Genomic DNA, 13,728 nt, shown 5'->3' with positions numbered 1-13,728 from the left:
TTGAATATTGCAACAACAAGCAAGCCAATTGCTGAGACTGCTACCGACTATTTTGACGTCATAATTGTAGGAGCCGGGATCTCCGGGATTAACGCGGCTTATCATCTTCAGAAAAGCTGCCCAGAGCGAAGCTTCACACTTCTAGAGACACAGGATGATCTGGGTGGGACTTGGCATACCCATAAATATCCCGGCATACGCTCTGATAGTGACCTCTTTACTTTTGGATACAAATGGAAGCCATGGACAAATGCGCCTATTGCCTCAGCAGGTGAAATTCTAAAATACTTAAATGACTGTGTGGATGAGCAGGATATTCGCCGGCATATCCAGTTTAAGCAGAAAGTATTGGAAGCTAACTGGGATACAGAGCAGAAAACCTGGACTTTGACTGTTGAGGTCGGGGACGAAGGCGTAAAAACCTATAGCTGCAATTTTCTCTGGATGTGTCAGGGATACTATCGCCATTCCGAAGGCTATACACCTGATTTTCCAGGAGCCGATAACTTCAAAGGCAAAATCATTCATCCTCAAACCTGGCCAGAAGATTTTGATTACACTGATAAAAATGTAGTTGTGATTGGATCTGGCGCCACGGCTGCGACGTTAGTGCCCGCAATGGCAGGAAAATGCAAACACATCACGATGTTGCAACGCTCCCCAACCTATTTCGCTGCCCGACCTAACCGGGAAGATATTGTTGAAAAGCTTAAAGAGCTGGACATTCCTGAGGAGTGGATCCACGAGATTGCCCGCCAGTCCATTTTAAAAGAGCAAAAGGAAGTCACACGCCGGTCGTTTGAAGAGCCTGAAGGTTTGAAAGAAGATCTTTTTAAAGCCGCGCGGCAATATCTTGGCGACGACATTCCCCTAGATCCTCATTTCACACCATCTTACCGACCCTGGCGGCAACGGCTTGCCTTGATCCCTGATGGCGACCTCTTTCTTGCAATCCGCAGGGGCGATGCTTCTGTAGTTACGGATCAGATTGAACAGTTTACAGAAACGGGTATAGACCTCAAATCTGGCGCTCACCTGGATGCTGATGTGATTATCACGGCAACCGGATTCAATCTATGCGCTCTTGGCGACATAGACTTCACAATTGATGGTAAGGCATATCATTTCTCTGACAGTTGGGCGCATCGGGGTATCCTTTTCTCCGGCCTGCCAAATCTGGCTTGGGTCTTTGGATATTTGAGAACAAGTTGGACAATGCGCTCTGAACTGGTCTCTGACTTTGTTTGTCGGCTGCTTAATCACATGAAAGACAAGGGTGCTTCAATGGTGGTGCCGGAGCTTCGTCCTGAAGACAAAGACATGCCGGAGTTACCATTTGTGGATCCAGAGAACTTTAATGCTGGTTATCTAATGCGGGATATGCATCTGATGCCAAAACAAGGGGACAGGCAACCTTGGGTCTTCAATCAGGATTACTATCAAGAAAAAGACCAGATCCCTGCAACGGATTTAGAGGACGGAACATTAATTTATAAATAGTGATCTCAATCTCTTTAAGTTCCACCTGAAATCTGTAGTCTTTAGCTCAATAGATAAGACCAGATTTCAGGACACGCATACATGACCAAAATAGGCATTATCACAGGCAGCAATCGAGACGAGGCACAATCCGAACGGATTGGCCACTATGCAAGAGAGCAGGTCTCTGCCCTTTATCCTAATCTTTCAACAGACTTCTTTTCTTTAAGGGAACTCAATGTCCCACTCTGGCAGGAAGAGAAATGGGATAAAGACAGTGAAATGTCAGAACAATGGGCACCAATCTCGAAACGGCTGGCAGACTGCGATGGCTTTGTTGTGGTCTGCCCTGAATGGGCTGGAATGGCACCGGCACATCTTAAGAACTTTCTCTTGATGTGTGATGCGGGCGAAGTTGCCCATAAACCAGGAATGCTGATAGGCGTTAGTTCTGGAATGGGGGGGGCCTATCCAATTGCTGAGCTTCACATGAGCGGCACCAAGAATAACTTTTTGATGTGGCTGCCGGATCATATGATTTTTCGAAACGTGAAGGACCTGTTTACCAGTCCAGAGCCGACTGAATTGGACGAGAGCCTCACTCAAAGGCTACATTATTCTCTAACTTTCCTTGTTGAAATGGCGGAAGCAATGGGACCCGTCAGAGAAAAATGTCAGGATTTGAAATCATACAAAAATGGGATGTAAAAAAGGGGCCGTCTGGCCCATTCTCTATTTGCCTGTCGAGCACGCCTACTTTGAAGTATTCAGTGTACCAGCATGAAATCCAGCCAGTTTTTTATAGGCTGTAGCAACTTCCTCTAACGTATCTGGATCAATGCAGGTGTGAACTTCTCCACAAGTCCCTGGGCATTGCTCATGAACCATTTGCATGACTTTTTCAGGGCCCGTTTCCCGATTTGCCAGGACAATACGAGACGTCACTTCCCGCCTTTCATCCTCATATTTCTGGAGGATGTCGGTAATGTCACCGCCCTCTTCCATCAAATCCGCAAAAGTCATGGCATCCAAGACACCCTGAGAAACACCGTTTGATCCATTGGGGTACATGGCGTGAGCAGCGTCCCCCATCAAAGTAATCCGATCAAACGTCCATTTAGGGATTGGATTACGATCAATCATCGGGAATTTATGGATACTAATAGCGTTCTCATAAAGATTCTGAATATCCAACCACCCTAGATCCCAGTCACTGAAGTGAGAGGCAAACTCTTCGAGCAACCCTTCCTTGTTCCAGTCACCTTGACGTTCAGCAAGATCAGATGGAATTCGTCTTTCAGCAATCCAATTCACATAAGACTTGCCGCGATCCGCAGCCTCTTTACGAATAGGATAGGCCACGAGCTTGAGATCATTATGCCCAGCCATGAACATGGACCGTCCATCAAGATACGGGTCTATCTCTGAAACACCCCGCCACAACATTTGGCCAGAATAATGAGGAGGACCTTCATCTGGGTATAAGATCCGACGCATTCGGGAATTGATGCCGTCCGCTCCAATTAAATAGTCTGCGGTTACTTCCGCAACTGTTTCCTGACCTTCTGAGTCAGTAAAAGTGGCAGTAACTCCATTTTCATCCTGAACAAAATTCTCCAAGCGGTGATTTGTTTTTACAGCATCATCACCAAGCCTCTCCCGAACAGCTTTGAGAAGAATCATATGAAAGTCACCACGATGGATAGAGAATTGCGGCACATCATATCCACCAGCAATACCACGTGGCTCCTTCCAGATCTGCTTTCCATCTTCGGAATAGTATGCAAGAGAAGAAGTTTCAATTGCAACAGATCTCAATTCTTCTAGAAGGCCGAGTTTAGCGAGACTTTTAACTGAGTGTGGTAAAAGGTTTATACCCACACCAAGTGGCATAATTTTAGGCACAGCCTCATAAACCGTAACTTTAAATCCTTTTTGATGTAAGGCTAATGCTAGTGTCAGACCAACTAGTCCACCCCCAGCTACAATTCCAACAGGCTTAGTCAATGCCAATACTCCCAAATTAGTTTTATTTGTAACTATATAAATTTGCGATACATCACACAAGCTTAATTCAACATTTTCCGCAACTTTAAACAGATATTTCAACCGGTCATAAAAAATTTACGAAATATGTCTACACCATCAACCTGCACGTTAGCTCTTATGTATGAGTGTTAAATGGATCCCGCCATCAAAGACATGGTCGAAGAGTGTTACTTCGAAACTGTTCTGGAAGCCCTCAATGCTGGTCACAGCAACCTTGTCGCCCATAAAGAAGGTGTTACAGGTGCAGCTATGCTTCTTTCTTCCTTAAATAATATGGAAGATGAAGAAGCCAAGTCAGCTGTCGTGGCCCTCAATTTACGGCCTGCCCAACTCTCCGAAAAGTAATCTTCGAAGAGAGGCAGGGTTTATCACTCAGTTTAATTAAAAACCTCTGGCCGTTAAGCCATCATCCACTTCAATCATACTTCCGTTCATGAAGTCGGAACCTGGACCCGCAAGCAGCAGCAAAACCCCATCTAAATGTTCGGGATCACCAACTCGTCGACCAGGAAGTTTTTGAATGAGCTTCTTACCAGGTTCACTTTCCCAATAGTCACGGTTAATACCAGTCACAATATACCCGGGATTAATCCCATTGACCTGAATTTTATACCGTCCCCATTCATCAGCCAAAGCTAAAGTCATATGCTGCACTGCAGCCTTTGACATACAATAAGCAATGTTTTGCCGAAGAACACGGTTGGCAGCGACTGAGGCGATATTAATGATTTTACCGCCATGACCATGCTTGATCATACTTTGTGCAACCGCTTGGGCGACAAAGAAGGCACCCTTAGCGTTCGTATCCATGACCTTGTCAAAGTCCTCTTCACTAATGCTTTCAGAAGGACTAAGAGCGCTAACGCCAGAATTGTTTACCAGGATATTCACAGGTCCCAATTCTGTTTCTGCGGCGGCAACGGCTTCTTGAATACTTAAATTGTCGCAAACATCCATTCTCACAGGGAATGCGCGCCCATCAAAACTTTCAATTTCTTTTGCTAATTCTTCAAGTTTATCGGTGCTGCGAGCTGCGATCGTTACTTTGGCACCAGCCCGTGCCAGAGTTAAGGCGAACTGCCAACCAAGCCCAGAAGATGCACCTGTTACTAAAGCATGTTTGCCTTCAAGAAATGTGGGGGTCATTGCGATTTCTTCTCCCAATTATGATTATTGATAATTGGATGCCATCATTTCCATATAAGGTCCCAAAAGCAAGTCCCCATTGCTGATGCCGCAAATAACCTCAAAAGTAGAAGAGTATTTTAATAAATTTTTGCTTATCTGGCAGGATACACAAAAACTGGGAAGTCACATGTCAGTCACAGCAAATATCCTCGTTATCTCCGATGAACCTGCAGACCGCATTCGAAATTGCTTCAAAAATGAGAATGTTGCCCTCACCAAAACAGGACTCTTTGATGTTTCTGCCATCAAGGAAGATTTGTCGGATTTTGATCTAACGATTATCTCATCATCCTCTACAGATCTGAAAACTGTTGATGAATTGTTGGACTATATGTTGGAAAATGACTTTCCCCTATTGATCGTTGGAAACAATCACCGCAGTTCCGAAATTCAATCCGTGCCATTCAGTTTTTGTGACCTTGAATTAAAAACACGGGCATTTTCACTTATCCGCTTACAAACGATGAAGCAGGAATTTAAAAGGCGCCGTGACACAACTTCTCAATATGGCTTTACAGAGGATGACTTTAATGAACCGTCACCTGAAGAAGCTAAAAAGTCTATTTTGCTTGTCGGCAATCACAGTACTGTTGTCGGCGACATCATGCTTCATTTGAACCGTCAGGCCAAAGTCAGACTCTGTCCAACGCCTGATATTGTGGTTGAAGAACTTCGTAGCGGAGTTTTTGACGCCGCTGTATTTCTGGGGGCTGGTCAAGGTGATGTCCATTTTCGGCTCTGCATGGATATTCGAGGGGATAGTCGGCTCTATAACCTTCCAATCGTTTTTGTACTGGAAAACAAAAACAATCGGGAAGCATCCTATATCCATGGCGCGTCAGATATCGTCATGTATCCTGAGGAACTTGCTTCCCTTTTTGCCCGAACCAATCTTTTGATTGATCAATCCAATTATCGCTTCTCCATGCAGAAGCTCTTTAAATCCTCCAGACCACTTCCCGTGACTGATGGGCTGACAGGTCTCTATTCTCATGGATTTGTGCAGGCTCACATGAAACAGATGATTGAAGATCATCAGAAACTTGGAAAGCATCTCTCTGTTGCCGCAGTTACACTGTCCAACCTGAACACAATAAACGCTGAGCATGGATATCCAGCAGGCGATCAGATCTTGCGTCAAATGGGCAATATTCTGGGCTTTCTAATCCGCGGTGAGGACTTCGCAGGTCGATATAGCAGTAACTGCTTCCTGATTGCCCTGCCCGGCACCTCCCGTAAAGACGCCTTTATTGCGCTAAGCCGTGTTTACGGTGTTACCCGTAACACCCAATTCGCGGTTGCCGCCATTGCAGATCCCGTTCTTGCCGATATCAATCTCGGGCTTACGGAACTTCAGGACAATGATAATCTCAACGAATTATTTGAACGAGCGATAACGTCACCTTTCAACATGGAGTGTTGATTATTGGAACGATTATTCCAAATATGACTTGCTATTGGAGCTGGCGTTACATATCTTCTGAATTATGAGAATAGATATAATTTCAGATACTGTATGTCCATGGTGCCTTATCGGGAAACGCAAGCTTGAAAAAGCTATGGAAGCTCGGCCCGACTTAGACTTCGAAGTCTATTGGCACCCGTTCCAACTCCATCCTGACATGCCGAAGGAAGGAGCTGATCGGAAAAAGTTTATTGCCCAAAAATTTGGAAGTGAAGAGCGGGCAAAAGAGCTTTATGAAAATGTTGCTGCCGCGGCAAAAAATGTCGGTTTGGATCTGGAATTTGGCAAAATCAAACGCTCTCCTAATACATTGAATTCCCATCGCCTGATCAAATGGGCAGGGACTGCTGGTGTTCAGGACGAAGTCGTTGAAATTTTATTCCGTAACTTCTTCATTGAAGGCAAGGATTTGGGTGATACTTCTGTGTTGGTGGACGCTGCAAAAGAAGCTGGTATGGACGCAGAAATTGTGGCTGATCTGCTAGCTAGCGATCGAGATATGGAACTGGTCGCGGCAGAAGATCAAAGAGCACGGCAAATGGGTGTCAGCGGCGTGCCATTCTTTATTGTTGATGAAAAATATGCGCTCTCCGGTGCGCAGGACAGTGACATTTTTCTTCAAGTCATCGACCGGATCGAACAGGAAGCAGGCTCAACGTCCCCTACTCCCTAATCCGATACGGCAATCTTAGATAAATCCCGAACCAAATCCCTAACACCGCGAAGCCGGTCCTCTGGATGGGCCCAACTACGTGTATAGACCATTTTATGGTCTGCCCGCAGTTTCGCCGAACCGGGCTGCTTTGAGATATAGGCAACCAGACCGGCAGGATTATCAAAGCTGTTATTGCGGAACGTCAGGACCGCACCTTTCGCCCCAGCATCAATCTTCTCAATGTTTGCCTGTCGGCAATATTGTTTGATCGTCATTACCTCAAGCAGATGCTCAACCTCTTCTGGTAGTTTCCCAAATCGATCCACCAATTCAACAGCAAAGGCATCAATTTCTTCCGCAGTTTCTTGAATAGCAATTCGCCTGTAAAGATCCATCCGAACACTCAAATCAGCCACATAATCTTCAGGAATAAGAACTGACGTCCCAATATTGATGGTTGGTGACCATTTCTCCTCAACTTCTTCGCCCCCATCCATTCCAGATTGACGGGCATTGGCGACAGCTTCCTCGAGCATTTCCTGATAGAGCTCAAAGCCAACCTCTTTTACATGACCAGATTGCTCATCACCCAGCAGGTTCCCAGCTCCGCGGATATCCAGATCATGGCTAGCGAGCGTAAAGCCGGCACCAAGTGTGTCTAGGGACTGCAAGACTCTAAGCCTTTTTTCGGCGGCTTCTGTCGGTTTTTTGCGCGGCGGCAAAGTCAAATAGGCATATGCGCGCGTTTTAGAACGGCCAATTCGTCCCCTAATCTGATAAAGCTGCGCCAGGCCAAACATATCCGCCCGGTAAGTCACCAATGTATTGGCGCTCGGGATATCCAGACCGGATTCCACAATATTCGTCGCTACCAACACATCATACCGGCCGTCATAAAATGCGTTCATGACGTCATCAAGTTCTTTGGCCGGCATCTGGCCATGTGCCGTCACAAACTTAACTTCAGGAATATGTTCGCTCAGGTATTTCCCGACTTCAGTCAGATCACTCAAGCGTGGACATACAAAGAAACTCTGCCCTCCTCTATAATGTTCACGAAGAAGAGCTTCCCGAATTACAACGGGATCGAATGGGAGAACAAAAGTTCTAATGGCAAGGCGATCTACTGGCGGCGTTGCAATGATAGAGAGATCACGAATACCAGTCATGGCCAGTTGCAAGGTTCTAGGGATTGGAGTCGCAGTTAATGTGAGAACATGAAGATCCGCCCGCATTTCCTTCAGGCGCTCTTTATGCGCAACACCAAAATGCTGTTCCTCATCCACGATAACAAGACCCAGGTTCTTGAAATTTACAGATTTACCAAGAAGCGCATGAGTTCCTACAACGATATCAACCTGACCATTAGCGAGGCCTGCTTTTGATTGATTGGCTTCTTTAGTGGTCACCATTCTGGAGAGTTGCACCACATTGACCGGTAAACCGCTAAAGCGCTGGGCAAATGTTTTATAATGCTGCCGCGATAGCAGGGTTGTTGGGGTCACAACAGCCACCTGCTTTCCAGCCATAGCAGCAACGAAGGCCGCTCTTAATGCGACTTCTGTTTTGCCAAACCCAACATCACCGCAAACCAACCGATCCATCGGTTTGCCAGATGAGAGATCATTCATCACATCATCAATGGCTTTTAACTGGTCATCTGTTTCCTCAAACGGGAAGCCTGCACAAAATTCTGAATAGGCACCCACAGGAGGTAAAATTCGATCGCCTTTTCGAAGCATTCTCGCTGCGGCAATCTTGATCAACTGATCGGCCATTTCCATGACCTTTTTCTTCAGCTTGGCTTTCCGCGCTTGCCAGCCGGAACCCCCTAGTCGATCCAGCGTCGCCTGACTATCTGCACCGCCATATCGCGAGAGCATTTCGATATTTTCAACAGGCAGGTAAATCTTGTCGCCACCATCATATAGGAGCGTCACACAATCATGAGGCGCACCGGAAATATCGATGGTTTTAAGGCCTTCATATTGCGCAATTCCATGATCAACATGAACAACGTAATCACCAGCATTTAACTGTGAGGCCTCAGCAATAAAATTATCGTTCTTGCGGGAGGATTTCCGTGGGCGTACAAGGCGATCGCCCAGAACATCCTGTTCCCCAATCACTACAAAATTTGGGGTCTCAAAGCCTTTTTCTAGACCAAATACAGACAGATAAACCGCTGTTGGGTCAGGTTTAGCCCCTAAATCTTTGAAGTTTTCGATTTCTTTTAGATTTTGAACCCCATGATCAGCAAGAACGGTCTTGTTCCGGTCACGAGAGCCTTTGGTAAAATGACTGAGAATAACCGCCCTTTTGGCGTCCCTTTGGGATTTGATATGTTCTTTCAGGAATTCATAAACGTTGGCATCAGGCCGATTCCGTTCAGGCGCAAAATCCCGTCCCTCATGCCCATGGGCGTCCATAATTCCCTCTGCCATTGATCCGGACCGATAAGGACTGAAATGGCATGTTGCCCTGGTGGAGATCCGCCTCTGAAATTCTTCTTTATCCAGATAAAGATGCTCTGGGGGTAATGGTTTATAGTCAGCATCACCGCTTTTCAATGCGGTTACACGAGCATCGTAATAATCTGCTACCGTGTCTAACCGGGCTTCCAGACTTTCCTCAAATAAGTGATCAAAGAAAACCAGAGAATTGGGAAGAAAGTCGAGCAAGGTCGCCATCTCTTCATGAAATAGCGGGAGCCAATGCTCCATACCGGTAATTTTTCTCTTCTCGGTTACCGCTTCATATAGGGCGTCATCCCGACTGGTAGCGCCAAACAGTTCCCGATAACCACTCCGAAACCGACTAACTGCATCTTCATTCAGCAGAAACTCTGTTGCTGCAATAAACTCAACCTTTTCAATACGCTCCTGCGAGCGCTGTGAAATTGGGTCAAACTTACGAATACCATCAACCTGATCACCAAAGAGATCTAAACGAACTGGCATATCCTCGCCAGGAGGAAATATATCAATCAAGCCGCCACGGATAGCGAATTCACCTGGCTCCATAACAGTCCCGATGCGGGAAAAGCCGTTGGCTACAAGGAATTCAGTCAATTCCTGCAAATCCAGCTTATCGCCTTTTTTCACATCAAAATGTGCTGCCTTAACGGTTTCAGGGCTGGGCAAACGCTGCAATAGAGCGTTCACAGTTGTCAAAATAATACGTGGCCGGCTCCAGGGCTTGGTAATTTCAGCCAGCGCATTCATCCGATGCGCGACGACTTCGGCATTCGGGGACACACGATCATAAGGCAGGCAATCCCACGCTGGGAGTTTGATCACATCCAGTGAGGGATCAAAAAACCTTAGAGCCTCCTCAGTGGCAGCCATTCGGACATCTTCGCGTAAGATATACAAGATATCTGAGGAAACATCCTTGGTACATTTACCTAGAATATACGCGTCATAGCCTTCTGGGACGGCTTCTATGGTGAGGTCAAGATTGCCTTTCTCAGCATCAGTTAGACGCGCGACAATCGGCTGAATCGTCGGATCAATTGTCATCGTTCGGATTTGCGGGATCGTGCTCAAAAATAGCAAAATTTTTCAATTTCTGCATAACAGAGGTGTCATATTCCGCGGGAATCTCCTCACGACCGACAGCCCAAGCATAAATGCTCGGATCCCCTGCCTGAAGCAATTTTTCATATATATCCAATTCTTCATCAGAGAATTTTTGGATGTATTTATTTGCAAAACGACCCAGCATTAGATCCGTTTCCTTCATCCCGGTATATCGAGAACGATGGAGCAGACGCTTGCGACGAATGGCTGTTTCTTCAGTATCAGTCATAATAACCTTTCCAGATGCTGCCCCTGCATATAGCCTTTTTGATCAGCCCTGTCAGCAGGAAGCTGGACGGAAATCATGTTATTGTTTTAAGCTAAAATTCCAACACAGGCGATAGCTGCCTTGAAACTAAAGCAATTCAATCAGGTTCATTCATGCGGCCAGAAATCCTTTTCCCTCTTTTTAAACCAACAGATAGCCTAAAGGGTGTTGGGGCTCGCTTGAAAATAGCGCTGGAAAAGCTTGCTGGCGAACATGTCATGGACCTTCTTTTCCATTTGCCCAGCGGACTGACAAAACGGACTAGAATTGAACAATTGGACGAACAGTTCCTTGACCAGCAAGTCATTATAACAGGAACGGCCCGCCAACATTACCCTTCTCGAAATCGACGGGTTCCATACAGAATAACAGTAGATGTAAATGATCGCCCTCTGACCTTAACCTTCTTTAACGGGCGAGAGGATTACCTGAAACGACAATTACCCATTGGCGAACCGAGATTAATTTCAGGGAAACTAGAAGAATATTCCGGCAGTTATCAGATGACGCATCCCGATCACATTTTAGCTCTTGGCGATGCGGGTTCCATTGATACCGAAGAAGCCGTCTATCCTTTGACAGCCGGTGTCAGCAACAATGTTCTCCTGAAAATCATAAGTAGTGCTGAAAAACTGATCCCCCAATTGCCTGAATGGATTGATCCAAATCTCGTCACCAGAGAAGGTTGGAAGTCCTGGAAGGAAGCATTAGAGGCATCTCATCACCCGAAAACAGATGCAGATCTGGAGCCAGACGATCCCGAACGACAACGCCTTGCCTATGATGAGCTGCTCTCAAATCAAATCGCACTGGAGCTGGTTAGAAACAGCATGAAACGTAAGAAAGGGCGCTCCCTGACAGGCGGTGCTGATGTCATCGAACGATTGGAGCAGGCTTTACCTTATACGCTGACCCATGCACAAAATAGTGCTTTGTCCGAAATATTCGCGGATATGCAGTCTCCATATCGCATGCTTCGCCTAGTACAGGGCGATGTGGGAAGCGGAAAAACAGCTGTTGCCTTGATGGCAATTGGCAAAGCTGTGGGATCTGGCGCACAAGCAGCGTTTATGGCACCAACAGAAATTTTAGCCCGCCAGCATCTCAATTCCTTGAAACCTTTTACAGATGCAGCCGGGTTAAAAATTGAACTTCTCACAGGACGAATTAAAGGGAAGAAAAGAGCTGAAATCCTTGATCGCCTTTCAGCTGGTGAGATTGATATTTTAGTGGGGACACACGCATTATTTCAAGAAGATGTGGTCTATCAGGACCTTGGCTTAGCGATCATCGATGAACAACATCGCTTCGGTGTACATCAACGTCTCTCTTTAAGTGCCAAAGGAAAACCAGAACATGGGGGCGTAGATGTCCTCGTAATGACCGCAACGCCAATTCCCAGAACCTTGGCGCTTACGGCCTATGGGGATATGGACGTTTCAATTATCGCAGAAAAACCACCGGGCAGAAAACCAGTTGAAACTCGAGCCATACCTGTTGAAAGGCTCGAGGACCTCGCAACCGGACTTCAGAGGAAATTGGAGGTAAACGAGCGAATTTATTGGGTTTGCCCACTTGTCGAGGAAAGTGAAGTGTCAGATCTGGCCGCAGCTGAGGAACGCTTTCGCTATTTATCCCATCTCTATCCTGAAAAGGTTGGCCTTGTTCATGGCCGCATGAAGGGCGACGAAAAAGAAGCCGTAATGGAAGCCTTTAAGAATGGTGACATCCAAATCCTAGTCGCGACAACAGTGATTGAGGTTGGGGTTGATGTTCCTGAGGCAACCGTCATGATCATCGAGCATTCCGAACGGTTCGGACTTGCCCAATTACATCAATTAAGAGGGCGTGTCGGGCGTGGGGGGCTCGCAGGTACTTGTTTGCTGATCTACTCCGGCCCTCTGGGTGAAACACAAAAAGCCCGATTAAAAATTATGCGAGAGACCGAAGATGGCTTTCGAATTGCTGAAGAAGACCTGAGGCTAAGGGGTGCAGGAGAATTGTTAGGCACCCGTCAAAGCGGACTTCCTGAATTTAAGTTAGCGGATTTACAATTGCATGGACGTCTACTGGAAATTGCCCGTGATGACGCCCGATCCTTTTTACAGCAAGATCCTAAACTTTCGACAAGCCGTGGTTCCGCCATCCGAACTTTGCTTTATTTATTTGAACGGGACAGCGCTATTAAGTATCTGCAGTCTGGTTAGATTTTTCCTCCTCTGCAGGCTTTTGGATCTTTTTGTTTTCAGGAGCTCCAGCCTCACCTTCTTCGGGCCAGATCATGCCTGCAGAAATAACCAGTTTTACCCCCTCTTCCACCGACATGTGAAGGAACTTAAGGTCCTTCTTTGGAACAAACAAAAGAAAACCGGAAGTCGGGTTCGGGGTTGTTGGCAAAAATACACTGATCATGGCTTCATCATCCAAATCAGCGATCTCGCCTTCTGCCTCACTTGTCACAAAGGCAATCGCCCAAAGACCTTTTCGGGGATATTCGATTAAAACAACATCCCGAAATGACGTACTGGATTGAGCCAAAACTGTTTCTATTATTTGCTTTAGAGCAGTATAGATCGTCCGGATGACCGGCATCCGACTCACAATTCTCTCCCCAAAATGAAGGAGGGAACGCCCCAAGAAATTAGCTGTGAAGAACCCGATTAGAATTAAAACCAGCACAGCAACAAATAATCCTAGGCCAGGCACACTGAAGGGTAGATAGGTTTCTGGATTATAGCGAGCCGGGATCAGCGGCGTCACATTGGCATCAACAAAATCAACAAAAACATATGTGAGATACACCGTAATCCCGATCGGCGCGGTGATCACAATGCCTGTCAGGAAATAGGTTCTAAGTCGTGCGAGAAGCCCCACTTTTGGTGCTGGTTCCACCAGTGCTTTCAGGTGATCCTGATTTTCTGATTCCGAGGATTGGCTAGAAGACTGTTTTTTCATACTCAATTTTTTGAATAGACTTAAATAGCCTGCCTGACGGCAGATCTGGAAATTTTAACATATCAGCCAGACAGCCGTCCGTCATGCA

At 46.3% G+C, this 13,728-nt stretch carries 11 protein-coding genes; 6 read left to right on the top strand and 5 right to left on the bottom strand.

The features are described 5' to 3' along the window. Together HH301_RS11930 and HH301_RS11925 are read left to right on the top strand one after the other, a co-directional pair. A complete protein-coding gene (locus tag HH301_RS11930; RefSeq protein ID WP_169569126.1) occupies positions 1-1,500 on the top strand; it encodes a flavin-containing monooxygenase in 1,500 nt (499 codons plus the stop codon). 81 nt (positions 1,501-1,581) lie between these two features. Next, positions 1,582-2,187 carry an NADPH-dependent FMN reductase gene (locus HH301_RS11925; protein WP_169569125.1) on the top strand — a complete coding sequence of 202 codons (606 nt, stop codon included), beginning with the start codon at positions 1,582-1,584 and terminating at the stop codon, positions 2,185-2,187. 45 nt (positions 2,188-2,232) lie between these two features. Here the strand turns inward: HH301_RS11925 and HH301_RS11920 are convergent, their stop codons facing one another. Next, positions 2,233-3,486, bottom strand: a complete 1,254-nt coding sequence (locus HH301_RS11920; protein ID WP_169569124.1) for a flavin-dependent oxidoreductase — start codon at positions 3,484-3,486, stop codon at positions 2,233-2,235. Between the two features lie 174 nt (positions 3,487-3,660). Here HH301_RS11920 and HH301_RS11915 point away from each other — a divergent pair, with 174 nt between their 5' ends. After that, entirely contained in the window at positions 3,661-3,873 is a 213-nt protein-coding gene (locus tag HH301_RS11915) for a hypothetical protein (RefSeq protein WP_169569123.1), read from the top strand. Positions 3,874-3,909: 36 nt separating this feature from the next. On the opposite strand, the gene HH301_RS11910 is transcribed toward HH301_RS11915, so the two are convergent. Further along, entirely contained in the window at positions 3,910-4,674 is a 765-nt protein-coding gene (locus HH301_RS11910) for an SDR family NAD(P)-dependent oxidoreductase (protein ID WP_169569122.1), read from the bottom strand. Between the two features lie 169 nt (positions 4,675-4,843). Between HH301_RS11910 and HH301_RS11905 the strand changes: the two genes are divergently transcribed. Both HH301_RS11905 and HH301_RS11900 read left to right on the top strand, forming a co-directional pair. Continuing rightward, positions 4,844-6,139, top strand: coding sequence for a diguanylate cyclase domain-containing protein (locus HH301_RS11905; RefSeq protein ID WP_169569121.1), 1,296 nt, complete (start codon positions 4,844-4,846; stop codon positions 6,137-6,139). 64 nt (positions 6,140-6,203) lie between these two features. After that, the gene (locus HH301_RS11900) at positions 6,204-6,854 is read left to right on the top strand and encodes a DsbA family oxidoreductase (RefSeq protein WP_169569120.1); all 651 of its coding nucleotides are present in this window, start codon (positions 6,204-6,206) and stop codon (positions 6,852-6,854) included. On the opposite strand, the gene mfd is transcribed toward HH301_RS11900, so the two are convergent. Both mfd and HH301_RS11890 read right to left on the bottom strand, forming a co-directional pair. Next, positions 6,851-10,357, bottom strand: coding sequence for a transcription-repair coupling factor (gene mfd / locus HH301_RS11895; RefSeq protein WP_169569119.1), 3,507 nt, complete (start codon positions 10,355-10,357; stop codon positions 6,851-6,853). The two genes, HH301_RS11900 and mfd, sit on opposite strands and share 4 nt — an antisense overlap. After that, complete coding sequence (locus tag HH301_RS11890; protein WP_169569118.1) at positions 10,347-10,646, bottom strand: succinate dehydrogenase assembly factor 2; 300 nt, start codon at positions 10,644-10,646, stop codon at positions 10,347-10,349. Before HH301_RS11890 ends, mfd begins: the two co-directional genes overlap by 11 nt. Positions 10,647-10,798: 152 nt before the next feature. On the opposite strand from HH301_RS11890, the gene recG reads away from it, so the two are divergent. Beyond that, positions 10,799-12,892, top strand: a complete 2,094-nt coding sequence (gene recG, locus HH301_RS11885) for an ATP-dependent DNA helicase RecG (protein ID WP_169569117.1) — start codon at positions 10,799-10,801, stop codon at positions 12,890-12,892. Here the strand turns inward: recG and HH301_RS11880 are convergent. Continuing rightward, positions 12,870-13,640: a DUF502 domain-containing protein gene (locus HH301_RS11880; protein WP_169569116.1), complete on the bottom strand. Its 771-nt coding sequence runs from the start codon at positions 13,638-13,640 to the stop codon at positions 12,870-12,872. The two genes, recG and HH301_RS11880, sit on opposite strands and share 23 nt — an antisense overlap. Positions 13,641-13,728: the final 88 nt, after the last annotated feature.

This window comes from Sneathiella limimaris, from assembly GCF_012932565.1.
GTDB lineage: Bacteria > Pseudomonadota > Alphaproteobacteria > Sneathiellales > Sneathiellaceae > Sneathiella > Sneathiella limimaris.
This window is presented reverse-complemented; position numbering and strand designations above follow the sequence as displayed.